We start from the raw sequence: 25,474 nt of genomic DNA on the forward strand, positions 1-25,474 counted from the left end.
AAGGGCGTGCCCGCGTCCTTCGACAGGCTCAGGACGAACGGAGGTTGAGAAGCTTTCCTATATAAGAGCGCTGAGGCGAAAGGTGGGGATAAGTCACGCCTTGCCGCTTGGCATTGCGGGCAATGTTCGCCAAAAGGGCGCCCGTGAGCCTGAGCCAGACCCTTCCCCGCCCGGCAGCCTTTGTTCGGCTGCTTTCGCGGCCCGTCCAGATCATCATCGCGATTCTGATCGGCCTCGCCGCCGCGGCGCTGTTCGCGCAGATGGAAGGCGAGCGCGGCGTGCCGCCGATCGCCAGCGGCGGCGACTTCGAGGTGCGCGGGGTCAAGGTCGATGTGTTCGCCAAGGATGCCGACAGCGCCCGCTATGCCGGATGGCGCATGGCGCAGCGGCAGGCGTGGCGGATGCTGTGGACCCGCACCCATGGCGGCGGCGGCGCGCCGGCCCTGTCCGATTCGCAGATCGAGGCGATGGTGTCGGGCATCGAGGTGGAATATGAGCAGAATGGCCCCAATCGCTATGTCGCGACGCTGGGCATCCTGTTCGATCGCGCGCGGACCGGGCAGTTGCTGGGCGTGTCCGGCAATGTGATGCGATCGCCCCCGTTGCTGGTGATTCCAGTGCTGTGGGATGGCGGCAGCGCCGTATCCTATGAGCGGACGAATGAGTGGCAAAAGGCCTGGGCGCGATACCGCACCGGGGACAGCGCGATCGATTATGTGCGTGTGGCCGGCTCCATCGCCGATCCGATCCTGCTGAATGCCGGCCAGACCGGGCGGCGCGGGCGCTTGTGGTGGCGCGTGCTGCTGGACCAATATGGCGCGGCCGATGTGGTCGTGCCGATCGCGCGGCTGGACCGGGCCTATCCCGGCGGTCCCGTCACCGGCACCTTCACCGCGCGCTATGGCCCTGACGACAGCCTGATCGGCAGCGTCACGCTGCGCGCGTCCAATGACAGCGGCATCCCGCAGATGATGGACGAGGGCGCGCGCCGGATCGACGAACTCTATATCCGCGCGCTGAACGATGGTCGCCTGCGCCCCGATCCGTCGCTGGTCATCGAGGAGCCGGTCGATCCTGCCGCGCTGGAAATCGAAAATGCGGTGGAAGCGCCGGTCGAGGCGCTCGACCTGCCGACCGTGGCCACTAGCGGCGCCAGCTTCACCATCCAGTTCGACACGCCCGACGTCGCGTCGGTCGGATCGGGCGAGGCGAGCGTGCGGTCGATCCCCGGCGTAAGGCTGGCCAATACGAGCAGCCTGGCGCTGGGCGGTACGTCGGTGATGCAGGTCAGCTTCGACGGCACGGTCGACATGCTGCGGGCGGGCTTGCAGGCGCGTGGCTTTACCGTCGCGGCGTCCGGCAACACGCTGCGGATTACGCGGCGTCAGGCATCCCCGCCGCCGCAATGAGCCAGATCAGCCTGCCCTTCGAACGGCATGGGGGATCAAGCGAAGGTGATTTCCTGGTCAGCGATGCCAATCGCATCGCCGTCGCCCATCTGGAGAGATGGCGCGAATGGCCGCTGTCGATCAGCGTGCTGACCGGGCCTGCGCTGTCCGGCCGATCCATCCTGGCCCGTCATTTCGCGCAGATGAGCGGGGGCGAGGTGATCGACGATGCCCAAGGGATAAAAGGGCGGCGCGATGACCATTTCCTCTTCCATGCCTGGAACGAGGCGCAGACCGCGCACCGGCCGTTGCTGATGGTGGGCGATACGCCGCCGTCCGGCTGGGACGTGCAGCTGCCCGACCTGCGATCGCGGCTGGCCGCCGTGCCGCATGTCGCGATCGAGGCGCCGGACGAGTTGCTGGCGCGCGCGCTGATCTGCCGTGCATTCGATCTGGCGGGGGCCAGCTATGCGCCGGATGTGCCCGACTGGCTGCTGCGCCGGGTCGAGCGCCGTTATGACGTGATTGCGCAGGTGACGGGGCTGCTTGATCGCGCTGCATTGTCATCTGGACGCAAGATTTCTGTCGCAATGGCGAAAGAGACCCTGCAATCCGCAGGCTTTCTGCCTATAGTCCCGTCCGATCCTCCCCCTCCGCAACGCGAGTAATCCGTGGCCGAAGCCGATCCCTCCGCCAGCCTGGCGCTGCCCAGCGACCGCTATTTCAATCGCGAGCTGTCCTGGCTGGCGTTCAACCAGAGGGTGCTGGAGGAGGCGATGAACCGCGCCCATCCGCTGCTGGAGCGGCTGCGCTTCCTGTCGATTTCGGGCGCCAATCTGGACGAATTCTTCTCCGTCCGGGTGGCGGGGCTGAAGGGGCAGCAATTGCAGGATGTCGACCTGCGCTCCGCCGACGGGCTGACTCCGGGGCAGCAACTGGCCGCCATCACCGAGGAAAGCGCGCGGCTGATGCGGGCGCAGCAGAAGGTGTGGGGCGCAGTCCATGCCGAACTGACGCAGGTCGGGATCGAGGTGATCGGCCCGTCCGCCGAGATGGATGTGGTGTGCGCTGGCTGGCTGCGCGAGCATTTCCTGACGCAGGTGTTCCCGATCCTGACGCCGCAGGCTTTGGACCCGGCCCATCCCTTTCCCTTCATCCCCAATCAGGGTTTGTCGATCGTTTTCGATCTGGAGCGATTGTCGGACAAGCAGCCGATCCGCGAACTGGTGATGATCCCGTCCTCGCTCGCCCGCTTCGTGCGAGTGCCGGGCGAGCCGGTACGCTATATGGCGCTGGAAGCGGTGATCCGGCGCTTTTCGGCCGATCTCTTCCCTGGATATCGGGTGCGCAACAGCGGCGTGTTCCGCATCATCCGCGACAGCGATATCGAGATCGAGGAAGAGGCGGAGGATCTGGTCCGTTACTTCCGCAGCGCGATCAAGCGTCGCCGGCGCGGGCGCGTGATCCGCATGGAGATAGAAGAGCGCATCCCCGAACCGGTCGAGGAGATGTTGCAGGACATGCTGCAAGGGCACGAGGCGATCGTCGATGAGGTGGAGGGCTTTATCGGCATCGGTGACCTGTCCGGTATCGTCGATACGGACCGCCCGGACCTGAAGTTCGAACCCTATGTCCCGCGCTTTCCCGAGCGTATCCGCGAATATGGCGGCGATTGCTTTGCCGCAATCCGGGCCAAGGACATCGTCGTCCATCACCCCTATGAGGCGTTCGACGTCGTCGTATCCTTCCTGAAGCAGGCGGCATCCGACCCGGACGTGGTGGCGATCAAGCAGACGCTGTACCGCGCGGGCAAGCAGTCGGCGATCATCCGCGCGCTGATCGACGCGGCGGAGGCGGGCAAGTCCGTGACCGCCGTGGTCGAGCTGAAGGCGCGGTTCGACGAAGAGCAGAACCTGATGTGGGCCGACGCGCTGGAGCGGGCAGGCGTGCAGGTGGTCTATGGCTTCATTGACTGGAAGACCCACGCCAAGATTTCGATGGTGATCCGGCGCGAGGGCGAGCAGTTCCGCAGCTACTGTCATTTCGGCACGGGCAATTATCACCCGATCACGGCGCGTATCTATACCGACCTCAGCTTCTTTACCGCCGATCCGGCCTATAGCCGCGACGCGGCCGCGCTGTTCAATTACATCACCGGCTATGTCGAGCCCAAGCAGCTGGAAAAGCTGGTGATGAGCCCGCGCGACCTGCGCAATACGCTATGTCAGTTGATCGACGCGGAGATCGAACATGCGCGCGCCGGGCGACCGGGGACGATCTGGGCCAAGATGAACAGTCTGGTCGATCCGGCGATGATCGAGAAACTCTATGCCGCGAGCAATGCCGGGGTGCAGGTCGACCTCATTATCCGGGGCATTTGCTGCCTGCGGCCGGGCGTGCCAGGCATGTCGGAGAATATCCGGGTGAAGTCGATCGTCGGCCGCTTCCTGGAGCATAGCCGCATCGCGGTGTTCGGCAATGGCAAGGCGCTGCCCAATAATGGCGCCAAGGTCTTCATCAGTTCGGCCGACTGGATGCCGCGCAATTTCGACCGGCGGGTCGAATTCCTGGCGCCGGTGGAGAATCGGACGGTCCATGACCAGATTTTGGATCAGGTGATGGTCGCCAATCTGATCGACACCGAGCAAAGCTGGTCGCTGGACAGCGATGGCCATTATGCGCGGCTGGAGCCGGGCGACAAGCCGTTCAACCTGCACCGCTATTTCATGACCAATCCGTCCCTGTCCGGGCGCGGGGCGGCGTTCGACAATGAGGCGGTGCCGACGCTGCGCTTGCGGGGCCTGACAGCATGAATTCGATGCTGAGCCGGGTGCGGGCCGTCGCCGAGCAGATGACGACATCGCCCGAACCGGCGCATGCGCGCACCGCGATCATCGACATCGGGTCGAACAGCGTGCGTCTGGTCGTCTATGACGGGCCGAGGCGCATCCCGTTCATCCTGTTCAATGAAAAGGTGATGGCGGGGCTGGGCGCGTCGCTGGCGCGGACCGGCACGATCGAACCCGAAGCCATGGATCGCGGGCTGCGCGCCGTGGGGCGCTTTGCCCATCTGTGTCGGGCGATGAAGGTGACCGAGATACGCTGCGTCGCCACGGCGGCGGTGCGGGACGCGACCAATGGGGCCGAGTTTATCGCACGGGCGAAAGATATGGGCCTGACCGTCGAATTGCTGACCGGCGCGCAGGAGGCGATCGGCGCGGCGATGGGGGTGATGTCCGGCATTCCCGGCGCGGACGGGATCGTCGGCGATCTGGGCGGGGGCAGTCTGGAACTGGCGCGGGTGCGCAATGGCGCGGTGGAGCAGACCATATCGCTGCCGCTGGGTGTGTTGCGCCTGCCGCAGATACGCGCAAAGGGGGCGCGCGCGCTGGAGCGGACCGTTGCCAAGATGCTGGACAAGGCGGGATGGGCCGTCGAGCCGGACCTGCCCTTCTATCTGGTGGGTGGTTCCTGGCGGGCGCTGGCGCGGTTCGACATGCAGTTGACCAGTTTCCCGCTGCCCGTGGTCCATCAATATGAGATGAGCGCGGCGCGGGCCGAGCAGCTGACGCGGATCGTCAGCCATGTCGACCGGACCCGGTTGAAGCAGATACCGGCGATGACCGGATCGCGCGTGCCGACCATGCCGGATGCGACCGCCTTGCTGTCGATCGTGGTGCGGCAGTTGCGGTCCAGCCGGATGATCGTGTCGGCCTATGGCCTGCGCGAAGGGCTGCTGTACGAGGATCTGCCCGAGGATATCCGCGCGCATGACCCGCTGCTGGTTGCGGCCGAGGCCGAAGGGGAGGCGCAGGCGCGCTTCCGCGGCCATGGCGACCGGATCGACCGCTGGATCGCGCCGCTCTTCCCCGATGACGATGCCGCCGCCCGGCGCATCCGCCGTGCCGCCTGTCTGCTGGCCGATGTCAGTTGGCGCGCCAACCCGGATTTTCGGGCGGAGCGGGGTGTCGAGATTGCGCTGCACAGCAATTGGGTGGGCATCACAGCGGCAGAGCGGGCGATGCTGGGGCAGGCGCTGCACAGCCATTTCGGTGGCGGGATGACGGCGCCGATGGAACTGGATCGAATCGCGCCGGCCGATGGGCTGCGCCGGGCGGCCTGGTGGGGGCTGGCGATCCGGCTGGCGCAGCGGCTGTCGGGTGGGGTCGAAGGGCCGCTGGCGGTGTCGCATCTGGAGCGGCAGGGGGACCGGATCGACCTGCATCTGCGCGATGGCGACGCCGATCTTTATGGCGAGGCGGTCGAGCGGCGGTTGAAGAATCTGGCGCAGGCCATGGGGCTGAAATATCAGTTGCTGAGCGTGCAGGCGTAAAAGGTCGGGGCGACCGGTTGGCCGCCCCATTTCCGTTTATTTCTTCTGCACCAGTTCCTTCGTCAGGAAGGCGTGGAGCAGGGCGGCGCGCACCGCGTCTTCGGCATGGTCGGCGCCGACCGAATGGCCGCCTTCGCGATATTCATGATAATAAACGGCGCTGCCGGTGCCCATCAGCTTCGCCGCCATCTTGCGGGCGTGGCCGGGATGGACGCGATCATCCTTGGTCGACAGGTAGAAGAAGGCGGGCGGATATGTCACGCCGGTCTTCACATTCTGATAGGGCGACCATTTCGACAGGAAGGCCCAGTCGGACGGATTGTCGGGATCGCCGAATTCCGCGACCCAGGAGGCGCCGGCCGAGAGGTGCGAATAGCGCTTCATATCCTCCAGCGGCGACCCGGCAATGACCGCGCCATAGAGGTCTGGGCGCTGCGTCATCGCCGCGCCGACCAGCACGCCGCCATTGGAGCGGCCGGAGATGCCGATGCGGCCCTTCGTAGATACGCCGGTCTTCACCAGATCCTCCGCCACGGCGGCGAGATCGTCAAAGGCGTTCTGGCGCTTTTCGCGCAGCGCCGCCTGATGCCAGGTCGGGCCATATTCGCCGCCGCCCCGGATGTTGGCGAGGACATAGGCATTGCCATCCTCCACCCAGAACAGGCCGAGCGGCCCGGCGCGATAGGGTTCGGTGGTGAGGTAGGTGGGCGTCTGCGCCGCGCGGAAGCCGCCATAGGCATGGATGAAGGCGGGGACCGGACCCTTCACGCCCTTCTTGCGGGCGAGGAAATAGGGGATGCGGGTGCCGTCCTTCGACGTGGCGAAACGCTGTTCGACGGTGAACTGGCTGGCGTCGAAGCGAGCGGGCAGTTGCTGGACGGTGCGGGCCGGACCGGATGCGCCCGCCGCCATCAGGCTGGGCGGAGTCAGCATCCCTTCGACCGAGGCAAAGACCATGTCCTGCCTGTCGGCGGTGCCGACCAGATGCACGGTCGCCTTGTCCGCGAGCGGGACGGGGCGGCTGGTCCAGCGGCCGGTGGCGGCGTCGCGGGTCATGGCGAGCAGCGCGCCCGAGACATTGTCCAGTTGCTTGACCCAGAGGATATGGTCGGTGGCGCGGACTTCCTCCACCACGGTCGTCGCGGTGGGCTTGAGCACGACTTGCGGCGCGCCGGCCTTGCCCGCCGCGACGTCGGCGATGGGCCAGGAGACGAGCGACCCGGCCGGGATGTTGCCCAGCGGATCGTTCAGCAGCACGATCATCTGGCCGTCGAACAGGCCGCGGAAATCGGCGGTTTCGGGGAGCGGGGTGCGGATCAGCGTGCCGTCCTTGCCCTCGACATAGAGTTCGCTGGCGTAGAAGCTCAAACCCCGGTCGATGAAGGTCCAGCGCCGGTCGCCATCCATTTCGGCGCGGGGGCGAACGGAGATGTCGGCGGCGACGCCTTCCTTCACCAGCGTGGCGGCGGACAGGGGCGTGCCCCGCTTCCAGCGCTTCACGATGCGCGGATAGCCCGAATCGGTGAGCGAGCCGGCGCCATAATCGGTCGCGACCAGCAACGTGTCCCGATCCGCCCAGGCGACATTGCTCTTGGCTTCGGGCAGGGTGAAGCCGTCCTTGACGAACTGGCCGGTGGCCAGGTCATATTCGCGCACGACGTCAGCGTCGGTGCCGCCGGGGCTGAGCGAGACGAGGCAGCGGCTGTAATCGGGGGCGAGGCAGTCGGCATTGTGCCAGACCCAGCTCTTGCCCTCTGCCTTGCCGAGCGCATCGACGTCGATGATCGTTTTCCAGTTGGGCTTGCCGGCCAGATAGGCGGCCAGGTCGCTGGAGCGCCAGAGGCCGCGCGGGTTCTTCGCATCGCGCCACAGGTTCGTGACGCGGTCGCCCATGACCCGGTCGGGCAGGGCGATCTGGCTTTCATCGTCGAGGATGGCGCGGGCGCGGGCGCGATCCTGTTCGAAGGTGGGCGCGGCGCGCAGCAGCCGGTCGGTTTGCCCGTTCCATTGTTCGACCTGGGCGATGGCCTTTGCCCCTTCAATATCCTCCAGCCAGAGGAAGGGGTCGTCGGTGGTGGCCGGGGCGGCGGCGATCAGGGCCGGGGTGGAGGCGATGGCGATCGCCGCAAGGGCGGAGCGAAGGGTCAGCGATGTTTTCATGGCAGAGGGATAGGCGAAGCGCCGGGCGACCGCCAAGGCAAAATCGGGTCGGCGGCGTGACGAGTCCCCATCTTCCCCCGGCGGATGAATCCCGGTAAGGGCGGCCGATGACTGCATCGCCCGCGCCCATCAGCCGTTCGCTCTTCGCCTTTTCGATCTTCTATGGCGGCATGGTCTGCATTGCGGGCGTGCTGGGGAACAAGCAGGTGGCATTGGGGCCGCTCTCGGCGATCGGGCCGATGGTCGGGCTGGGGCCGCTGGCGGTGGAGGCGGGCATCTTCGCCTTCCTGCTACTGGTCACCATTTCCAGCGCCGTGGCGGAACTGCATGGCCGCAAGACCGCCAACCGGCTGGTGCAGATCGGTTTCCTGCCGCTGATCGCGTCGATCCTGATTTCCATCCTGGTGCTGGCCGCACCGGCAGCGGGGGACATGGACCCGGAACGGGCGAAAGCCTTTGCCATGATGATGGGCGGTACGCCGCGCATCTGGCTGGGCGGGATCATCGCCTATGGCATTTCGCAGACGCTGAACGTGACCCTGTTCGCGGCGCTCAAGGGGCGGGAGGGGAGCCGGATGCTGTGGCTGCGCGCCGCGACGGCGAGCATATTGTCGCAGATCGTGGATACGTTGCTGTTCGTGTCGATCGCTTTCTATGGCGTGTTTCCGATCGGCGAACTGCTGCTGGGGCAGATGCTGGCCAAGGTTTTGCTGTCCGCCATATTGGTGCCGCCGGTCATCTATCTGCTGGTGGGGCTGGGGCGGCGGCTGGATCGTCCGGGCGCATAAGTGAGACAGCGATTTAGACAGGTGAATTGCTACGGCAATTTCATTGCTTAGCTAACTAATTAAATCAGGATCGGTGCGCAAAACTTGCGGTGCGCACCATATAGCCCTATGCGCGCGCGCATGAACAGCAAGCACGCTCCCGATCCCGCGCTCCTCGCGAAGGCCGAAACCCTTGTCGAGGCGCTGCCCTATATGCAGCGATATGCCGGCCAGACCTTCGTGGTCAAATATGGCGGTCATGCCATGGGCGATCCCGAAGCCGCGCGCGACTTTGCCGAGGATGTTGTGCTGATGAAGGCGGTGGGCATCAATGTCGTCGTCGTCCATGGCGGCGGGCCGCAGATCGGCGCGATGCTCAAGAAGCTGGGCGTCGAATCGCAGTTCGTAGGCGGGCTGCGCGTGACCGATGCGGAAACCGCCAAGATCGCCGAAATGGTGCTGGCCGGGTCCATCAACAAGGAAATCGTCGCCTGGATCGCTGGCGCGGGCGGCCGGGCCGTGGGCATTTCGGGCAAGGATGGTGGTCTGGTCCTGTGCGAGAAGGTGGCGGGCAAGCGCGAGGCGGACCCCAATTCGGGGATCGAGCGCAATGTCGACCTGGGCTTCGTCGGCGATCCGGTGTCGGTCGACCGCCGCATCCTTGATACGCTGGCGGCCAGCGGCATCATTCCGGTGGTGGCGCCGGTCGGCATCGGCACCGACGGCCATACCTATAATGTCAACGCCGACACGATGGCGGGGGCCATTGCAGCGGAGCTGAAGGCATCGCGCTTCTTCCTGCTGACCGATGTGGCGGGGGTGCTGGACAAGCAGGGCCAGTTGCTGACGGACCTTGATCCGGCAGCGATCGATGTGTTGCAGAATGACGGTACGATCAGCGGCGGCATGATTCCCAAGCTGGAAACCTGCGTCCGCGCGGTCGAAGGCGGCGTGGACGCGGCGGTCATCCTGGACGGCCGGGTGCCGCATGCGATGCTGCTGGAAATCTTCACCGATCGCGGTGCGGGTACGCTGGTCCGCAAATAGGATCAGGCGTGGGGTCGGGGGCCGCCCGACCCGAACCCGAAGCGCGGCCGGAATCCTGGCGGCTATTCCAGGCTGGCCTTGACCGCGCCCTTATGCGCCTTGGCATTATGGACATAATGATCGACGCCTTCGCGCATGTCGATCAGCGCCGAATCGCTGAGGTCGCGCATATATTTGGCCGGGCGTCCGGCCCAGAGCTGGCGATGCAGCACCCGCTTGCCCGGCGACAGCAGGGCGCCGGCGGCCAGCATCGCGTCGCATTCCACCGTGCACCCGCTCATCACGATCGCGCCCAGCCCGACGAATGCCCGATCCTCCAGCACGCAGCCATGGATCATCGCCATATGGCCGATCAGCACATCGTCGCCGATGATCGCCGGCCAGCCGTCGGCGGGGCGGCCGTCGGCCCGGTCGCCGGGGCTGTCGCAATGGATGACGGTGCCATCCTGCACATTGGTCCGCGCGCCGATCCGCACCCGGTTCACGTCGCCGCGGATGACGCAATTATACCAGATGCTCGCATCCTCGCCGATTTCGACATCGCCCACGATCCGGCATCCCGGCGCAATGAAGGCGCTGGGGTGGATGCGTGGGGTCTTGCCGTTGAAGGGGATGATGCTGGCATCGGGATAATCGGTCGCGGCCATTATGGCTCTCCTCTCAAGGTCTGATCTTCAGCACGGGCAGGATGCTGGCATGGTCGTCGGTCCAGGCCGTAAAGCCCGGCCGGACCGGCAGCAACTGCCAGTTGTTCGAGCCGGACAGGCGGACCAGATGATCCAGTTGCGCGGGATCGCGGGACAAGGCAACCCAGATCGACGCGGTATAATGTCGTCCCTCGTCACGCTTGTCCGGCACATAATGGCGCAGCCGGGCATGCCAGCCTTCCGCCGCGGCATCGCCGGCGACCACCGGCCGCAGGTCGAGATAGCGGTTGGAGATATGGATGAGCAGCACGCCATGGCGCGCCAGCCGGCGGCCGTAAATGTCCAGCGCCTCGCGCGTGAGCAGGTGCATGGGAATGGAGTCGGAGGAAAAGGCGTCGATCACCAGCAGGTCCGCGCCGCCGGCCGGCTGCCGCGCCAGCGTCATGCGCGCGTCGCCGATGACGATGTCCGCGTCCGGCTGGCAGCGCGAGAGGAAAGTGAAGTCGGCCGGGTTGCGGGCGATGGCCGCCATCGCCGGGTCGATCTCGTAAAAGCGCCATCGCTGCCCCGGCCGGATATAGCAGGCCAGCGTGCCCGCGCCGAGGCCCACCACATCGATCCGGGCGGTCGGGCCGAACAAGGCGGGCGCATGGCGCATCGCCAGCCCGACGCCGGAGGCCGGCGCATAATAGCTGGTCGGGTCCAGTTCCCGATCCTTTGCCCGGTTCTGGATGCCGTGCAGGGTGGTGCCGTGGAAGAGGATGCGTTCGCCCGTCCCCTTGTTCGCCACGCCATAGACGCCGAAATAGCTGCGCGTCAGCATGCCGCTGGCCGACTGAGCCAGCTTCTCCCATCCGCTGAGGCACAGCATCAGATAGACGAGCATGCCGGCCGTCAGCCAGCGATGGCCGAGCGCCAGCACCGCCAGCGCGATGATGGTGACGAAACTGATAGTCTTGATGACCGGCGTCTTGAGATCGGGCACGAGCCCGCCGCCGACCAGCGAGAGGGCCAGGCCGAGCAGCAGCAGGATCGTCGCCAGCCAGACTCGCCTGTGCGGATTTTTCCAGATCAGGCGGGGCAGGCGCAACATCGCCTCCCGATCGGGCAGCAGCAGCGCGGCGGCCACCAGCAGGATCGGATATTCATAGGTCCAGTCGAAGATCAGCGGTGCGACCAGCGCGCAGAACAGCCCGCCCAACATGCCGCCGACCGACATCAGCAGATAGAAGCGGGTCAGATGCGCCGGTGCGGGGCGCAGGTCATAGAGCCGGGCATGGAGCGCGGTCGCGGCGACGAACAGCACGGTCACGATGCCGAGCGCGATGAAGACCGGGAAATGCACGCCGCCGGTAAAGGCGATGCAGGCGCCGATCAGCAGGGCCAGAGGGGCGATCGACAGGCAGAGGTCGGCCGCGCCGCGCCGCGCCGAAAAGGCGACCGAGAAACTGAGCAGATAGAGGCCGAGCGGCACGATCCACAGCAAAGGCATGGCGACGATGTCGGTGGTGAGATAGAGGCTGGTCGCCAGCATCAGCCCGGATGGCACGGCCGACAATGCCAGCCAGTGCAGCCTGCGTCGCCGGTCGGGCGGCGGCGCGTCGCTTGCCGCCACAGCCACTTCGCCGGGGCTGTCGGCCGGCAGGCGCCGGGCGCTCAGATAGACGAGGAAGAAGAGCGCGCCATAGCAGAGCGACCAGAGGATGCTCTGCGCCTTGAGCGCCAGCAGCGGTTCGACCAGCAGGGGATAGGCGATCAGGCCGGCGAAACTGCCGAGGTTCGACGCGGCATAGAGCGGATAGGGATCGCGCCCTTCCGACAGGGCATACCAGCGTTGCAGCAGCGGTGCCTGTGCCGCGACGACGAAGAAGAGCGGGCCGATCGATGCGCCGAGCAGCCACAATATCCAGATGGCCGGTTCCATGGCGGCGGGTGGTTGCCAGTCCATCAGCCCGATCGGCAGGAAGATGGCGGAGAGGAGGAAGAGACCGAGATGGATCAGCGCCTGCCGCCGTGCGGGCATCTGGCCCAGCAGATGTGCATAGGCATAGCCCGCCAGCAGCAGCGCCTGATAGACCAGCATGGCCGAGTTCCAGACCGACGGCGCGCCGCCGAGGCGCGGGAGCGCCATGCGGGCGATCATCGGCTGGACCAGGAAGAGCAGGAACGACCCCGCGCAGATCGTGATGACGAAGCGGGTGCGCGTGCCGATCAAATGCCTGTCCTCCTGTCGCCCCGGCCCCTTTCATGGGGCAGCAGGCAGACAGGAGACAAGCGGAAGATCACCGAAGGCGGTTTTGAATCAGCCGCCCAGCAACCGTGCCGCGTGGAGCGCATGATAGGTCAGCACGCCCGCGCAGCCGGCGCGCTTGAACGCCATCAGCGTTTCCAGCACGATCGCATCGCGATCCGCCGATCCGGCGGCGACGGCATGTTCGATCATCGCATATTCGCCCGACACCTGATAGGCGAAGACCGGCACGGCGAAGCGGTCGCGCACGCGCGCGACGATGTCCAGATAGGGCAAGCCCGGCTTCACCATCACGCTGTCGGCGCCTTCGGCCAGATCCAGCGCGACCTCGCGCAGGGCTTCCTCGCCATTGGCGGGGTCCATCTGGTAATTTTTCTTGTCGCCCTTCAGCAGGCCGCGCGATCCCACCGCATCGCGGAACGGGCCGTAGAAGGCGCTCGCATATTTGGCGGCATAGGCCATGATCTGCACATTGGCGTGGCCGCTCTGTTCCAGCGCGGCGCGGATCGCGCCGACGCGGCCGTCCATCATGTCGCTGGGGGCAATGATGTCCGCACCCGCCGCCGCCTGATTGAGCGACTGGCCGATCAGCACGTCGATCGTCGCGTCGTTGAGGACATAGCCGGTGTCGTCCAGCAACCCGTCCTGCCCATGGGCGGTGTAGGGGTCGAGCGCGACGTCGGTCAGGATGCCGATATCGGGCACCGCATCCTTGATCGCGCGGATCGCCCGGCACATGAGGTTATCGGGATTGAGCGCTTCGGCCCCGTCATCGCTGCGCCGGTCCGCCTGCGTATTGGGGAAGAGGGCAAGGCAGGGGATGCCGGCATCGCGCGCGTCCTTCGCCCGTTCGACCATCAGGTCCACCGACCAGCGCGACACGCCGGGCAGGGCGCCGATCGGTTCTTCCACGCCTTTGCCTTCAGTCACGAACAGCGGCCAGATGAAGTCGCTGGGCGACAGGCGGTTTTCGGCATGCATCGCCCGGCTCCAGGCCGATGCACGGGTGCGGCGCAGGCGCAGCGCCGGATAGGGTGCGTAGGTCATGCGTGCGGGTGTAGGCGCGGGGGGCAGGGGGATCAAGCCGGGTGATCTGGCCCTTCCCGTCGGCTATGGGCGACCCGTCGCTGGCCGACGCGACGCGATGTTGGTGGAATAAGCGTCGGCCGATGCTTGTCCCGGCGGCGCCCCGCCGCTAGATATAGCGTCACATTCGCGGCAGCGCAGCATGGAAGGCCGGTAGCTTGTTCGAACTTCTCAACGCCCTGAACGGCATCGTCTACATCGTGCTGGAAGCGATCTGGTGGATCATCATCGTGCAGGCGGTGCTGAGCTGGCTGATCGTGTTCAACGTCATCAACACCTCCAACGAATATGTCCGCAACGGCCTCTATGCGCTCGACCGGATGACCGAGCCGCTCTATCGCCCGGTGCGCAAGTTCATGCCCGACCTGGGCGCGCTGGACCTGGCGCCGATGGTGGTGCTGCTGGCGATCATCATCCTGCAAGGGCCGATCCGGCAGAATCTGTTCGCGGCGCTGATGCGGGCCGTGGCCTGAACGCTGTATGGAGCGCGGCGGGCGATGACCTGCTGCTGAGCGTCCGGCTGACGCCGGGATCGGCGAAGGAGGCGATCGGCGGTGGCTGGACCGATGCGCAGGGCGCGGGCTGGCTGGCAGTGCGGGTGCGGGCGGTGCCGGAGAAGGGCAAGGCCAATGCTGCGCTGATCGCGTTGTTGGCCAAGCGGCTGGATTGGCCGCGCAGCGCGATTTTGCTGGAATCGGGCGATACCAACCGGCTAAAGCGATTGCGGATTATCGGCGGTGGCGGGGCGTCGGCGCGCCTGACCGCCCTCATTACAACATGGGTAGAACAGACATGACCATCGGCAAGATCATCGACGGCAAGGCCTTTGCCGCCACCCTGCGCGACAAGGTGGCCGACGGCGTCGGCGCTTTCGTCGAGGCGACCGGGCGCAAGCCGGGCCTCGCCGTCGTGCTGGTGGGCGAAGATCCGGCGAGCAGCGTCTATGTCCGGTCCAAGGGCAAGATGACGGTCGCGGCCGGCATGGAAAGTTTCGAGTTCAAGCGCCCGGACAGCATCGGCGAGGAGGATCTGCTCGACCTGATCGAGGAACTCAATCACGACGAGCGGGTCGACGGCATATTGGTGCAGTTGCCGCTGCCCAAGCATATCAACGAGGCAGCGGTGATCGGCGCGATCGACCCGGCCAAGGATGTGGACGGCTTCCATGTCGTCAATTCGGGCCTTCTGGCGACCGGGCAGGAGGCGCTGGTGCCGTGCACGCCGCTGGGCTGCATCATGCTGCTGAAGGACGAGCTGGGCGACCTGAGTGGGCTGGAGGCCGTGGTGGTGGGCCGGTCCAACATCGTCGGCAAGCCGATGGCGCAGTTGCTGCTGGCAGAAAGCGCGACGGTGACGATCGCGCACAGCCGTACCCGTGATCTGGCCAGCGTGGTGCATCGCGCCGACATCGTCGTCGCCGCCGTAGGCCGCGCCGAGATGGTGAAGGGCGAATGGATCAAGCCTGGCGCGACCGTGATCGACGTCGGCATCAACCGCATCGCCGATACCGAGGATGGCAAGAGCCGGATCGTGGGCGACGTCGCCACCGCCGAAGCGCTGGCCCATGTGCGCGCCATCACCCCGGTGCCGGGCGGCGTGGGGCCGATGACGATCGCCGTACTGCTGCGCAACACGCTGGTCGCGGCGCATGCGCGTGCGGGCCTGACCAAACCGGCGGGCCTGTGAGGGCGCGGCTGGCGCTGCTGATGGTGGGGGCGGTGGCGCTTGTCGCCGCGAAACCGCCCTTGCGGTTCCAGCCCGATCCCAGCAGCGTGATCGCGGCGGAGATCGCGTTCAACCGGCTGGCGCAGGAAAAGGGGCAATGGACCGCCTTTGCCCAGACCGCCGCCGACGATGCCGTGATGTTCGTGCCGCAGAAAGTGGTGGCGAAGGAGTGGCTGAGGAAGCAGGCGAATCCGGCAGCTTCGGTCAGCTGGGCGCCGTCCATCGTCTATGTGTCGTGTGACGGCAATCTGGCGGCGAGCACCGGCAACTGGAAGCGGCCGGACGGATCGGTCGGTTATTTCACGACCATCTGGCGGCGCGACAAGAAGGGGCGCTGGCAGTGGATCATGGACCATGGCGACACGCTGAGCGTTGCGCGGGAGGCGCCGGAATTCCTGACCGGGAAGGTCGCCACCTGCAAGCCCCCTGTGGAAGGTGCGCCCATGGGGCCGCCGCCCGGTGGCAAGCCGGCGAAGGGTGCCCCGCCGCCACCGCCTGACGAAAGCCTGGTCTGGAGCGCCGATGTGGCAACCGACGGCAGCCGCCATGTCACGGTGCGGATGTGGACCGGCGCCGCCTATGAAACCGTGATAGACGATCAGGTAAAGGCCGGATCATGATCGAATTGTTCATTTCTGCCTTCGTCACGCTGTTCGTGGTCATCGACCCGCCGGGCTGCGCGCCCATCTATGCCAGCCTGACCAGCGGCGCGAGCCATGCGCAGCGGCGGGCGATGGCGATCCGCGCGGTCGGCATCGCTGCGGCGATCCTGCTGGTCTTCGCCCTGTGGGGCAAGCAGTTGCTGGGCGTTCTGGGCATTGCGCTCGACAGTTTCCGCATTGCCGGCGGCATCATGCTGTTCATGATCGCGATGGACATGGTGTTCGAGAAGCGGACCCAGCGGCGCGAGGACCGGGCGCAGAAGATCAGTAGCGAAGAGCCGCATGTCGAGGACGTCTCCGTCTTTCCGATGGCGATGCCGATGATCGCCGGGCCGGGATCGATCGCGACGGTGATGCTGCTGATGTCGCGGGCCAATGGCATGGCCGAGCGCGGCGTGGTGCTGGGCGCGGTGGTGCTGACGCTGGCGCTGATGCTGGGCGCACTGATCGCGGCGGGACCGCTGATGGCGATGCTGGGCCACAAGATCGAGGCGGTGATTACGCGCCTGCTGGGCGTGCTGCTGGCGGCGCTGGCGGCGCAGTTCGTGATCGATGGGTTGAAGGCGAGTTTTTAGAGGGTCGGGGTGAAGTGGCCGGGCAGGGCACGCTTCATCCTTGTACGTCATCCCAGCGAAGGCTGGGATCTCCCTTCTCCTGTCGCGCACGGATCAAGAAAAAGAGATCCCAGCATCCGCTGGGATGACGATTGAAAGGCTTAACCCTTCACGTCGGCTTCGGTCACCGGGGCAATCTTGATTTCGACGCGGCGGTTGGCGGCCTTGCCTTCCTCGGTCGCGTTGGAGGCGATCGGCTGCGTCTCGCCAAAGCCGCGGGTGCCGATACGGGCGGACTGGACGCCCTTGCTGGTCAGATAGGCGGCGACCGACTGGGCACGGCGTTCGGACAGCGTCTGGTTATAGGCGTCGGCGCCGTCGCTGTCGGTATGGCCGTACACGTCGATATAGGTTTTGGGATATTGCGCCAGGACCGAGGCGACGTCGTTCAGCGTCGGCTGGAACTGGGGCTGCACGTCCGCCTTGTTATAGGCGAAGGTGATGCCCGAGGGCATGCGCAGCAGCAGATTGTCGCCATCGCGAATCACGTCCACGCCGCTGCCGGCGGTTTCTTCGCGCAGCTTGCGTTCCTGGGCGTCCATATAGGCGCCGATGCCCGCACCCGCGACGGCGCCGATGCCCGCGCCCAGAATCTTTTCGGTGCGGTCGTTGCGGCCGCCGACCAGATCGCCGAGCAGATAGCCGCCAAGCGCGCCGCCGATGCCGCCGATCGCGGCCTTCGATATGCTGCGCTGGCCGGTCTGGGGGTCGGTGGTGCAGGCGGTGGTGGCGAGCATGGCGGCAAGGCCGGCTGCGCCGATGATGCGGTGAGAAATCCTCATGATCCTGTTCCCTTGTCTTTTCGTCCGTTCGGGGGCGACTGTACCCCTCAATGGCCGAACGGGGAGGTTTGTTCCACATCCGAACTGAACTGATGATGATGGCAATGTTGTGAAATTGAAAGAATAGCGGTTATAGGGGGAAACTGACCACCATGGCCACGATCCCCCCTCCCAATCCGACGCCCTTTCCCTGGGTAGACCTTGTCATCATTCTGGCGCTCGTCGCGCTGAATGGTGTCTTTGCCATGTCCGAGCTGGCGATCGTGTCGGCGCGCAAGCCGCGCTTGCAGGCGATGGAGAAGGCCGGGCGCAGCGGGGCGAAGGCGGCGCTGGCGCTGGCGGCCGATCCGGGCCGCTTCCTGTCCACGGTGCAGATCGGCATCACGCTGATCGGCATCATATCGGGCGCCTATTCGGGCGCGAGCCTGGGCGGGCCGACCGGCGAGCGGTTGCAGGGGCTGGGCCTGGCGCCCAACACGGCGGAAAATCTGGGCTTTGCCATCGTCATCGGCCTGACCACCTATGCCTCGCTGATCGTCGGCGAGCTGGTGCCCAAGCAGTTCGCGCTGCGCCAACCCGAACCGATTGCGGTGCTGGTGGCGGTGCCGATGCAATGGCTGGCCAAGCTGACGGCGCCGGTCGTATGGGTGCTGGATGCATCGAGCGGGCTGATCTTCAAGGCTTTGGGCCTGACCCGCGAATCGGAGAGCCATGTCACCGCCGAGGAACTGCACCTGATCGTTGCCGAGGCGAGCAAGTCCGGTGTGATCGAGGAAAGCGAGCGGGCGATCATTTCCGGCGTGGTGCGGCTGGCCGACCGGCCGGTGCGCGAGGTGATGACGCAGCGCATGGATGTCGACTGGATCGACATCGCCGCCGACGACGCCACCATCCGCAGCCGCTTGCTGGAAACGCCGCATACCCGCCTGCCGGTGGGGCGCGGGTCGGTGGAGGATATTATCGGCATCGTCCAGGCGCGCGACATCATGACCGCGCTGTTCCGGGGCGAATCGCTCAATCTGGAAAGCCTGATGCGCAGGGCCGAGGTCGTGCCCGACCAGGTCGATGCGATGGACGCGCTGGAAGTGCTGCGCCGGTCCGATGTGCCGATGGTGATGGTCCACGACGAATATGGCCATTTCGAGGGGATCGTGACCCCGGCGGACCTGTTGTCGGCGATCGCAGGCCATTTCGCGTCGGACCGTGACGCCTATGACGAGCCGGACATGGTCGAGCGCGAGGATGGCAGCCTGCTGGTGTCGGGGCAGATGCCGATGGACCAACTGGCCGAGCGGATCGGCATCACCCTGTCCGAGGATCGCGACTATGCGACGGTGGCGGGCCATGCGCTGTGGCTGATGCGCCGATTGCCGGAGGTCGGCGATTATGTCGACGATCAGGGGTGGCGATTCGAGATTGTCGACATGGACGGGCGCAAGATCGACAAGCTGCTGGTGGCGGCGCAGTAAGGCTTCGCCCACATCATTCAGAACCGTTCGTCCTGAGCTTGTCGAAGGACGGCTTTTCTGTGTCTCGTTTGGGAGAGCAGAAAAGGGCTTCGACAGGCTCAGCCCGAACGGAGGTGGTTGCTTGATCGCGGATTAACTGCGTGCATGCCGGCGTCGGAGAAACGGAAGCCGGCAGTTACAGCGCCTTGACCCAGAATTGCATGGCGTGGTCGCTTTCGGCCGCGTCGCCCGGTTCCCGCCAGTTGAAATGGCCGATCAGGCCATCGACGGGCGCATAGCCGCGCTTGCGCCAGAAGGAGTCGAGCGGGCTATAGTCGGCCGGGCGGGCCGGATGGTCGGCGGGGCGAATCACGGCGCAGAAGCTGGCCATGGCGAAGCCCAGTTCGCGCGCCTTGGCCTCCCGCCGGTCGAAAAAGGCGTGGCCGACGCCATGGCCGCGCCATTGCGGCAGCAGCACCGATTCCCCGAAATAATAGATAGTGCCGATATCCATGCCGCGCGCGCGGAAAGGCTCGGCAAAGGCAGCGGCATGATCGGCCATGGGGGCGGCGGTGGCGGCGCCGACGATCTGTTCGCGCCCATCGACCTGCGCGAAGGCACCGGCGATCAGGGCGCCCGGACTTTCCGCATAGGCGGTCAGATAGCCGCGCTCATAGCCGCCGCTGCCTTCGTACAGATAGGGATAGTCGCGGAAGACGGCGATGCGCAGTTGCGCCAATGAATCGAGCGCGGCAACCAGTGCCGCGCCCGTCAGATCGCGTATTTCGATGCTGTCGGCGATCGCCGCTTACTCGCTGGCGTTGGCGGCGTTCTCCGCCGGGGCTTCCGCCGCATTGGCGGCATTGCCGGCTTCGGCCGCATTCGCGCCTTCGGCAGCCGGCGCAGCGTCGGCGGCGGGCAGCGGCAGGTTGGACCCCTGCGTGTTGAGCCAGGCGATCAGGTTGGCGCGGTCGGCCGGGTTGCCGAGGCCGGCGAAGGTCATCTTCGTGCCGGGGGCAAATTCGCGAGGGCTTTTAAGCCAGTGATCCAGCGCTTCGAAGGTCCAGGTTCCGCCCTTGCCCTTGAGCGCTTCGGAGAAGGCGAAGCCCGCCTTGCCATGGCCGATTTCCTCACCGACGGTGGCATAGAGATTGGGGCCGATGCCGTTGGCGCCGCCCTGATTGACGGTGTGGCAGGCAGCGCATTTGGCGAAGACCTTCTCACCGGCGGCGACGTCCGCGCTGGCGAGCAGAGTGTTGAGGCCAGGACCGCTGGCCGCGCCGCCTTCACCCTCTGCCTCGACGCCTTCGATGGCATAGCCCATCTTTTCGGGCCGTTCTTCATGGAAGATCTTGGAACTGACGATCGCGCCGCCGAGCGCTACGATCCCTGCAAACAACGCCCAACCCGCTGCGGTATTGAAACGATCGCCCATCTCGCTCGACTTCCCTTGCCTTATTGTTATGGCGGCTGTCTTCCGCGCCCCCTCTTGTGGGTTGCCATAATGGCGGATACGCGCAGGCGCAAGCCGGGTTCATCCCTATTGTCATGGAAGTGCCTGCCAATACTTGCGCGGGGACGGGGGAAATCCTAAGCGCGCGGGCACCCATGGAAAATTATCCCGCCCCCGCCCGCGCGATCGTCGCGGACCTGGCCGCCAAGGCCGCGATCGATCCGGCCCGTGCCGTCGCCTATCAGGGCGCGCCCGGCGCCAATTCGCATCTGGCGGCGCTCGGCTACGCCCCCGATTGCGTGCCGCTGCCCTGTTTCGCGTTCGAGGATGCGATTGATGCCGTGCGCAGCGGCCTGGCGGCGCGGGCGATCATCCCGATCGAGAACAGCCTGCATGGCCGGGTGGCGGACATGCATTTCCTGCTGCCCGAATCGGGCCTGTCGATCATCGACGAATATTTCCTGCGCATCCGCCATTGCCTGATGGCGCCGGACAACAGCCCGGTGAAGAGCGCGATCAGCCATCCGCAGGCGCTGGGCCAGTGCCGCCATTATCTGCGCGAGCGCGGCATCCAGCCGGTCGCCTATGCCGATACGGCTGGTGCCGCCGCGCTGGTGGCGGAGACGCGCACGCCGGGCGAAGGAGCAATCGCGCCCTATCTGGCGGCGGAGCTGTATGGCCTGCGCCTGATCGCCGAGAATATCGAGGATAGCGACGACAATATGACCCGCTTCCTGGTGCTGGCGCGCGAGCCCAAGGTGCCGACCGCCAATGTCGGGCCGGTCATGACCACCTTCCTGTTCGAGGTGAAGAATATCCCGGCCGCGCTCTACAAGGCGATGGGTGGCTTTGCGACCAACGGGGTCAATATGACCAAGCTGGAAAGCTATCAGCGCGGGGCGAGCTTCGCGGCGACCGAGTTTTTCTGCGATATCGAGGGGATGCCGGGCGACCCGGCGGTCGATCGCGCGCTGGCGGAGCTGGAATTCCATACCAAATGGGTGCGGCAACTGGGCAGCTATCGGCAGGCGCGGCCCAGAACCTGACCTGTGGTTGCCGGATGGCTGAGCGGGCGAGGGTCTGCTTTTACTGAAACTGGCGGCAATATCTGCGCCGGATGGTAAAAACGCATCTGGCAATATTCGCGCGACGGCCGAACGTCAGGATTTTGAACCACAATGAACTATCGCCATTCCTTCCATGCCGGCAATAGCGCCGATGTCGTGAAGCACAGCCTGTTGATTGCCCTGGTGCGGGCCTTGCAGCAGAAGCCGGGCGCGCTGACCTTGATCGACACCCATGCCGGCTGCGGGCTGTACGACCTTGGCGGCGATGACGCGCAGCGCACCGGCGAAGCCACGCAGGGCGTGCGGCGGGCCTTTGCCGACCCGAACCCCTTGCTGGACGACTATCGCGCGGCCGTGCAGGCGGTGAATGAGGAGGGCGGGCCGCAGCTTTACCCCGGATCACCGCGCTTTCTGGCGCAGCTTTTGCGCCCGCAGGATGCCCTGATCCTCAACGAAAAGCACCCGCAAGACGCTTATACCCTGCGCGGCGTGATGCGGGGCACCAGCGCGGCCGTGCATGAACGCGACGCCTACGAACTTTGGCTGGCCATGGTGCCGCCCCGTACCCCGCGCGGCGTGGTGGTGGTCGACCCGCCCTATGAGCAGACGGACGAACGCGCGCGCATCACCGCCACCCTCGCCGCCGCGCAACGCAAATGGGCGCATGGCGTGACGGTGATCTGGTATCCGCTGAAAGACCAGGCCACGCATGGACAGTGGAAGAAGCAGTTGCGCAAGATCGGCATCCCGAAATTGCTGCTGGTGGAGCATTGGCTGTACGATAGCGAGCAACCCGGCATCTACAACGGCGCGGGTCTTTTTATCGTCAATCCGCCCTACGCTTTCACGCAGGCGCTGCCGCCCCTGTTGGAAGCATTGCGCGCCGCGTTGGCGCCCGAAGGGCATAAGGGCGAGATCATATGCGATTGGCTGGGCGGTTAGGACAGGCGCTCATCCTCTCTTCTTTCGGAGGGGCGTTGTCGCGTGTCAGACGATCGGGCTTATGCGCCCGCAAAGCGACCGGTCCGCACCTGAGAGATGGGATTGCGGCGTCGAACGTCTACAAGGGGTGGATTTCAGTCAGTCAGCTTTTGGAGCGATGACCGGCGATAGCGGACGAGGCACGGAAAAATCGTTCGGCAACATTCGCCCAATTGCGGACATTGCCTGTCGCTGTCATTCTGTCCGCATGGATATCGATCACATACCCATCGAGCTCGACGAGCGGCGCTTTAGCGGCCTAGTTCGACAAGAAGCATTTGCCGGTCAGGGCCTACCTGACCTAGTTGCACATCGACCGGAGCCGTGGAGGTTCCTTCGCTTGGCCAGAATTATTGGGGCCGCGAAGGCTATCGCTGATTTCAGTCTGGGCGGCGGCGCGGGGGATGCGATGCTGCAAGCCATCATCTCGGTCGAAGACCTGAAGGGCGATTTCGCTGTAAACTGGCGTGGTTCCAGTCACGAAAAACAATACGAGGCGGTATTTGAAAGGGCCTTGGCCTCTGAGGGAGAGGACGAGATTGTTCACGTGGTCGACCCAGCCTCGTAGGCGATCAGAGCCAACGCCAAGCAGTTAGTCCGTTATCCACCAGATTTCGTCATCCAGCCTTCTACGTGCCTCCTGAATAAATGGCCGGTTTCAGGGATGCGGATAATCTGGCGGAGCGACAATAGATGGTCGTTTCCAGACCTAAACATCCGTTCGCCCTGAGCCTGTCGAAGGGCCATACTTTTCTTCCAACATAAGCCCAAAAGAAAGAGCAGGGCTTCGACAGGCTCAGCCCGAACGGATGTTGGGTGTCCTCAAATGTCGTTTGCAGATTGTCGCTTCTCGGGCGTCATTCCTGTGCTTTCGCCCGTGCGGGATCGCGCCTATAGCCGCTGCCATGGTCGCAGCCATCCTTCTGTCCGCTCTTGCCATGAGCGCCATTGTCGGCGTCCGCTATCTGCTGGCGAGCGGGGGTTTTGCGCTGGCGACGCGGATACGGCAGCCGGGCCTCTATCGCGGGCTGGAGGCCCAGATGGGGCGGGAGATCGGCTGGTCGCTGCTGTCCGCGATCATCTATGGCGTGCCCGCCGGCGTGGTCGCCTGGGGCTGGCAGGCGCGGGGCTGGACGCGCATCTATGCAGATGTCGGCGATTATCCGCTCTGGTGGATGCCGGTTTCGCTGCTGCTCTATCTCGCGCTGCATGACACATGGTTTTACTGGACGCATCGCTGGATGCACCGGCCGCGCCTGTTTCGTGTCGCTCATGCGGTGCATCATGCCAGCCGCCCGCCGACGGCCTGGGCGGCGATGAGTTTTCATCCCTGGGAAGCGCTGACCGGGGCATTCGTGATCCCCGTGCTGGTGCTGCTGATTCCGATCCATGTCGGGGTGCTGGGCGCCGTGCTGACGATCATGACGGTGATGGGCGTGAGCAACCATATGGGGTGGGAGATGTTCCCGCGCTGGATGGTCCGCGGGCCACTGGGCGGGTGGCTGATTACCGCGACCCATCATCAGCGGCATCATGACCAGTATGTTTGCAATTATGGCCTCTATTTTCGCGTCTGGGACCGGCTGTGCGGGACGGACAAGGGCTTGGGCGACTTCAAGAAGGTGAACGGGTGAAGCGAGCAATCGGGGTCGCGGTGCTGGCGATGATGGCGGGGCAGACCGGCGCGGCGCCGGCGGGGCAGTCGCTCAGCATGACGCTGGACGGGCTGCGATCCGCCAGGGGACAGATATTGGTGTGCGTGACGCGGACGGCAGCCTATTTCCCCGATTGCACGAAAGACCCGGACAAGCGCCATTTCACCGTGGCGTCGAAGAGCGGGCCGATCCCGCTCGGCACGCTGGCGCCGGGCGATTATGCCATCGCGATCATCCATGACGAAAATGGCAATGGGAAGCTGGATACCTTTGCCGGCATCCCGCGCGAGGGCGTGGGTTTTTCGCGCAATCCGGTGCTGCGCTTCGGCGCGCCGAGCTTCAAGTCGGCCAGTTTTCCGGTCGCGGGCGTGCCGGTGGAGCAGGCGATAAAACTCAAATATTTCCTGTGATGCAGGGCCGTTTTTCGGGGCAGCGGAACCGCTAAGCCCCTCGAAACATTCTAGGCCCTGAACGCATCTTCATAAACAGGGTCATCATGGATCATCTCCGCTGCCGACTGGCCGCGACATTCGTCGTGGCTCAACTGCTTGTCGCGCCTGCCATGGCGCAGGAAGAGGAGCAGCATAGCACGCTGACCATCGGTGCGGGGATCGCGGCGATCCCCAGCTATGAAGGGTCCGACGATTATCGGGTGATGCCGCTGGTCCAGGCGCGGGGCAAGGTACATGACTTTGCCTTCTGGACGCGCGGCACGGCGCTCTATGTCGATGCCATTCCCGATCCGACCGGTACGGGCGTGGATTTCGAACTGGGACCGGTGGTCAATGTCCGGCTGGACCGTACCAGCCGCAAGAATATCAAGGACGATGCCGTGCGTTTGCTGGGCAAGCGCGACGTGGCGGTGGAGGTCGGCGGCTTTGTCGGCGTCGGCAAGACCGGGGTCATCACCAGCGACTATGACAATCTGTCGGCGCGGGTGGCGGTGACCAAGGATGTGGCGGGCGCGCATGGCAGCTATGTCGTGACCCCGACGATCGAATATTTCACGCCGCTGTCGACCACGAGTTTCGTCGGCATGGGCGTATCGGCGGAATATGTCGGCAAGAATTATGGCCGCTATTATTTCGACATCACACCAACGGAGAGCGCGGCGAGCGGACTTGCTGTCTATGACCGGGCTGGCGGGTCGGGCTTCAAGCGGCTGAACGTCAACATGTCGGCCGGCAAGTCGCTGTCGGGCGACCTGCGCAAGGGCTGGGCGATCTTCGGCGTGGCCGGCTATGCCCGCGTGCTGGGCAAATATGCGGATTCGCCGATCGTCGCGGATGCCGGATCACGCAACCAGTTCGTCGGCGCACTGGGCATCGGCTATACCTTCTGACGCTTTCCTGCCCTTTCGTCTTGTCCGCAAGGGGTGACGCCCCACATAAGGCGCGGTATGACGGCG

The 25,474-nt window shown here is 65.4% G+C and carries 25 protein-coding genes; 18 read left to right on the forward strand and 7 right to left on the reverse strand.

Annotated features, from left to right (window positions below; all coding sequences use genetic code 11):
• Positions 1-143: 143 nt before the first annotated feature.
• Genes ACNHGR_RS17020 through ACNHGR_RS17035 form a run of 4 tightly spaced genes read left to right on the forward strand, consistent with a single transcriptional unit; the run spans position 144 to position 5,721 of the window.
• Positions 144-1,409: a heavy-metal-associated domain-containing protein gene (locus tag ACNHGR_RS17020; protein WP_184269684.1), complete on the forward strand. Its 1,266-nt coding sequence runs from the start codon at positions 144-146 to the stop codon at positions 1,407-1,409.
• Positions 1,406-2,056, forward strand: a complete 651-nt coding sequence (locus ACNHGR_RS17025; protein ID WP_475287608.1) for a P-loop NTPase family protein — start codon at positions 1,406-1,408, stop codon at positions 2,054-2,056. The genes ACNHGR_RS17020 and ACNHGR_RS17025 overlap by 4 nt, the downstream gene beginning before the upstream one ends.
• A gap of 3 nt (positions 2,057-2,059) precedes the next feature.
• Positions 2,060-4,201, forward strand: a complete 2,142-nt coding sequence (locus tag ACNHGR_RS17030; protein WP_475287610.1) for an RNA degradosome polyphosphate kinase — start codon at positions 2,060-2,062, stop codon at positions 4,199-4,201.
• Positions 4,198-5,721, forward strand: a complete 1,524-nt coding sequence (locus ACNHGR_RS17035) for a Ppx/GppA phosphatase family protein (RefSeq protein WP_475287612.1) — start codon at positions 4,198-4,200, stop codon at positions 5,719-5,721. The genes ACNHGR_RS17030 and ACNHGR_RS17035 overlap by 4 nt, the downstream gene beginning before the upstream one ends.
• 36 nt (positions 5,722-5,757) lie before the next feature.
• On the opposite strand, the gene ACNHGR_RS17040 is transcribed toward ACNHGR_RS17035, so the two are convergent.
• Entirely contained in the window at positions 5,758-7,881 is a 2,124-nt protein-coding gene (locus ACNHGR_RS17040) for a prolyl oligopeptidase family serine peptidase (protein WP_475288459.1), read from the reverse strand.
• Between the two features lie 107 nt (positions 7,882-7,988).
• Here ACNHGR_RS17040 and ACNHGR_RS17045 point away from each other — a divergent pair, with 107 nt between their 5' ends.
• Positions 7,989-8,669: a queuosine precursor transporter gene (locus ACNHGR_RS17045; RefSeq protein WP_184269692.1), complete on the forward strand. Its 681-nt coding sequence runs from the start codon at positions 7,989-7,991 to the stop codon at positions 8,667-8,669.
• A 108-nt stretch (positions 8,670-8,777) separates the two neighbouring features.
• Positions 8,778-9,695 (forward strand): acetylglutamate kinase, encoded by a 918-nt coding sequence (argB, locus tag ACNHGR_RS17050; protein WP_475287614.1) that lies wholly within the window; start codon positions 8,778-8,780, stop codon positions 9,693-9,695.
• Between the two features lie 62 nt (positions 9,696-9,757).
• Here the strand turns inward: argB and ACNHGR_RS17055 are convergent, their stop codons facing one another.
• The 3 genes from ACNHGR_RS17055 to hemB form a co-directional block, all read right to left on the reverse strand.
• Complete coding sequence (locus tag ACNHGR_RS17055) at positions 9,758-10,342, reverse strand: gamma carbonic anhydrase family protein (protein ID WP_475287616.1); 585 nt, start codon at positions 10,340-10,342, stop codon at positions 9,758-9,760.
• Between the two features lie 13 nt (positions 10,343-10,355).
• Positions 10,356-12,557 (reverse strand): spermidine synthase, encoded by a 2,202-nt coding sequence (locus ACNHGR_RS17060; protein ID WP_475287618.1) that lies wholly within the window; start codon positions 12,555-12,557, stop codon positions 10,356-10,358.
• Between the two features lie 87 nt (positions 12,558-12,644).
• The gene (gene hemB, locus ACNHGR_RS17065) at positions 12,645-13,640 is read right to left on the reverse strand and encodes a porphobilinogen synthase (RefSeq protein ID WP_475287620.1); all 996 of its coding nucleotides are present in this window, start codon (positions 13,638-13,640) and stop codon (positions 12,645-12,647) included.
• Positions 13,641-13,837: 197 nt separating this feature from the next.
• Here hemB and ACNHGR_RS17070 point away from each other — a divergent pair, with 197 nt between their 5' ends.
• Genes ACNHGR_RS17070 through ACNHGR_RS17090 form a run of 5 tightly spaced genes read left to right on the forward strand, consistent with a single transcriptional unit; the run spans position 13,838 to position 16,641 of the window.
• Entirely contained in the window at positions 13,838-14,152 is a 315-nt protein-coding gene (locus tag ACNHGR_RS17070) for a YggT family protein (RefSeq protein WP_184269699.1), read from the forward strand.
• Positions 14,149-14,475: a DUF167 family protein gene (locus ACNHGR_RS17075; protein ID WP_475288461.1), complete on the forward strand. Its 327-nt coding sequence runs from the start codon at positions 14,149-14,151 to the stop codon at positions 14,473-14,475. The genes ACNHGR_RS17070 and ACNHGR_RS17075 overlap by 4 nt, the downstream gene beginning before the upstream one ends.
• Entirely contained in the window at positions 14,472-15,365 is an 894-nt protein-coding gene (gene folD, locus ACNHGR_RS17080) for a bifunctional methylenetetrahydrofolate dehydrogenase/methenyltetrahydrofolate cyclohydrolase FolD (RefSeq protein ID WP_184269701.1), read from the forward strand. The genes ACNHGR_RS17075 and folD overlap by 4 nt, the downstream gene beginning before the upstream one ends.
• The gene (locus tag ACNHGR_RS17085) at positions 15,362-16,024 is read left to right on the forward strand and encodes a YybH family protein (protein WP_475287622.1); all 663 of its coding nucleotides are present in this window, start codon (positions 15,362-15,364) and stop codon (positions 16,022-16,024) included. Before folD ends, ACNHGR_RS17085 begins: the two co-directional genes overlap by 4 nt.
• Positions 16,021-16,641 (forward strand): MarC family protein, encoded by a 621-nt coding sequence (locus ACNHGR_RS17090; protein ID WP_184269705.1) that lies wholly within the window; start codon positions 16,021-16,023, stop codon positions 16,639-16,641. Before ACNHGR_RS17085 ends, ACNHGR_RS17090 begins: the two co-directional genes overlap by 4 nt.
• A 140-nt stretch (positions 16,642-16,781) precedes the next feature.
• On the opposite strand, the gene ACNHGR_RS17095 is transcribed toward ACNHGR_RS17090, so the two are convergent.
• Positions 16,782-17,462 (reverse strand): YiaD family glycine zipper/OmpA-like lipoprotein, encoded by a 681-nt coding sequence (locus tag ACNHGR_RS17095; protein ID WP_184269707.1) that lies wholly within the window; start codon positions 17,460-17,462, stop codon positions 16,782-16,784.
• Positions 17,463-17,614: 152 nt separating this feature from the next.
• Here ACNHGR_RS17095 and ACNHGR_RS17100 point away from each other — a divergent pair, with 152 nt between their 5' ends.
• Positions 17,615-18,931, forward strand: a complete 1,317-nt coding sequence (locus ACNHGR_RS17100; protein ID WP_475287625.1) for a hemolysin family protein — start codon at positions 17,615-17,617, stop codon at positions 18,929-18,931.
• 175 nt (positions 18,932-19,106) lie between these two features.
• Here ACNHGR_RS17100 and ACNHGR_RS17105 read toward each other — a convergent pair whose 3' ends face one another.
• Both ACNHGR_RS17105 and ACNHGR_RS17110 read right to left on the reverse strand, forming a co-directional pair.
• Positions 19,107-19,685 carry a GNAT family N-acetyltransferase gene (locus ACNHGR_RS17105; protein WP_475288462.1) on the reverse strand — a complete coding sequence of 193 codons (579 nt, stop codon included), beginning with the start codon at positions 19,683-19,685 and terminating at the stop codon, positions 19,107-19,109.
• A gap of 33 nt (positions 19,686-19,718) precedes the next feature.
• Positions 19,719-20,345 (reverse strand): c-type cytochrome, encoded by a 627-nt coding sequence (locus ACNHGR_RS17110; RefSeq protein WP_184269711.1) that lies wholly within the window; start codon positions 20,343-20,345, stop codon positions 19,719-19,721.
• Positions 20,346-20,518: 173 nt separating this feature from the next.
• On the opposite strand from ACNHGR_RS17110, the gene ACNHGR_RS17115 reads away from it, so the two are divergent.
• The 6 genes from ACNHGR_RS17115 to ACNHGR_RS17140 all read left to right on the forward strand — a co-directional run bounded on the left by ACNHGR_RS17115 (position 20,519) and on the right by ACNHGR_RS17140 (position 25,408).
• Positions 20,519-21,409: a prephenate dehydratase gene (locus ACNHGR_RS17115; RefSeq protein WP_184269712.1), complete on the forward strand. Its 891-nt coding sequence runs from the start codon at positions 20,519-20,521 to the stop codon at positions 21,407-21,409.
• Positions 21,410-21,541: 132 nt separating this feature from the next.
• Positions 21,542-22,372, forward strand: coding sequence for a 23S rRNA (adenine(2030)-N(6))-methyltransferase RlmJ (locus ACNHGR_RS17120; RefSeq protein WP_475287628.1), 831 nt, complete (start codon positions 21,542-21,544; stop codon positions 22,370-22,372).
• A gap of 157 nt (positions 22,373-22,529) precedes the next feature.
• Positions 22,530-22,979, forward strand: coding sequence for a hypothetical protein (locus tag ACNHGR_RS17125; RefSeq protein WP_475287630.1), 450 nt, complete (start codon positions 22,530-22,532; stop codon positions 22,977-22,979).
• Positions 22,980-23,316: 337 nt separating this feature from the next.
• On the forward strand, positions 23,317-24,045 hold the full coding sequence (locus tag ACNHGR_RS17130) for a sterol desaturase family protein (protein ID WP_475287632.1): 729 nt from the start codon (positions 23,317-23,319) through the stop codon (positions 24,043-24,045).
• Positions 24,046-24,074: 29 nt separating this feature from the next.
• A complete protein-coding gene (locus ACNHGR_RS17135) occupies positions 24,075-24,476 on the forward strand; it encodes a DUF2141 domain-containing protein (RefSeq protein ID WP_475288463.1) in 402 nt (133 codons plus the stop codon).
• Positions 24,477-24,562: 86 nt separating this feature from the next.
• Positions 24,563-25,408, forward strand: coding sequence for a MipA/OmpV family protein (locus ACNHGR_RS17140; RefSeq protein ID WP_475287634.1), 846 nt, complete (start codon positions 24,563-24,565; stop codon positions 25,406-25,408).
• Positions 25,409-25,474: the final 66 nt, after the last annotated feature.

Source organism: Sphingobium sp. RS1, assembly GCF_056156825.1.

Bases quoted from the DNA above. Each gene is read 5' to 3' on its own strand.
- ACNHGR_RS17025 (WP_475287608.1), top strand. From the start codon at position 1,406: ATGAGCCAGATCAGCCTGCCCTTCGAACGGCATGGGGGATCAAGCGAA.
- ACNHGR_RS17035 (WP_475287612.1), top strand. From the start codon at position 4,198: ATGAATTCGATGCTGAGCCGGGTGCGGGCCGTCGCCGAGCAGATGACG.
- ACNHGR_RS17040 (WP_475288459.1), bottom strand. From the start codon at position 7,881: ATGAAAACATCGCTGACCCTTCGCTCCGCCCTTGCGGCGATCGCCATC.
- ACNHGR_RS17045 (WP_184269692.1), top strand. From the start codon at position 7,989: ATGACTGCATCGCCCGCGCCCATCAGCCGTTCGCTCTTCGCCTTTTCG.
- argB (WP_475287614.1), top strand. From the start codon at position 8,778: ATGCGCGCGCGCATGAACAGCAAGCACGCTCCCGATCCCGCGCTCCTC.
- ACNHGR_RS17055 (WP_475287616.1), bottom strand. From the start codon at position 10,342: ATGGCCGCGACCGATTATCCCGATGCCAGCATCATCCCCTTCAACGGC.
- hemB (WP_475287620.1), bottom strand. From the start codon at position 13,640: ATGACCTACGCACCCTATCCGGCGCTGCGCCTGCGCCGCACCCGTGCA.
- folD (WP_184269701.1), top strand. From the start codon at position 14,472: ATGACCATCGGCAAGATCATCGACGGCAAGGCCTTTGCCGCCACCCTG.
- ACNHGR_RS17090 (WP_184269705.1), top strand. From the start codon at position 16,021: ATGATCGAATTGTTCATTTCTGCCTTCGTCACGCTGTTCGTGGTCATC.
- ACNHGR_RS17095 (WP_184269707.1), bottom strand. From the start codon at position 17,462: ATGAGGATTTCTCACCGCATCATCGGCGCAGCCGGCCTTGCCGCCATG.
- ACNHGR_RS17100 (WP_475287625.1), top strand. From the start codon at position 17,615: ATGGCCACGATCCCCCCTCCCAATCCGACGCCCTTTCCCTGGGTAGAC.
- ACNHGR_RS17110 (WP_184269711.1), bottom strand. From the start codon at position 20,345: ATGGGCGATCGTTTCAATACCGCAGCGGGTTGGGCGTTGTTTGCAGGG.
- ACNHGR_RS17115 (WP_184269712.1), top strand. From the start codon at position 20,519: ATGGAAAATTATCCCGCCCCCGCCCGCGCGATCGTCGCGGACCTGGCC.
- ACNHGR_RS17120 (WP_475287628.1), top strand. From the start codon at position 21,542: ATGAACTATCGCCATTCCTTCCATGCCGGCAATAGCGCCGATGTCGTG.
- ACNHGR_RS17125 (WP_475287630.1), top strand. From the start codon at position 22,530: ATGACCGGCGATAGCGGACGAGGCACGGAAAAATCGTTCGGCAACATT.
- ACNHGR_RS17130 (WP_475287632.1), top strand. From the start codon at position 23,317: ATGGTCGCAGCCATCCTTCTGTCCGCTCTTGCCATGAGCGCCATTGTC.
- ACNHGR_RS17135 (WP_475288463.1), top strand. From the start codon at position 24,075: ATGATGGCGGGGCAGACCGGCGCGGCGCCGGCGGGGCAGTCGCTCAGC.
- ACNHGR_RS17140 (WP_475287634.1), top strand. From the start codon at position 24,563: ATGGATCATCTCCGCTGCCGACTGGCCGCGACATTCGTCGTGGCTCAA.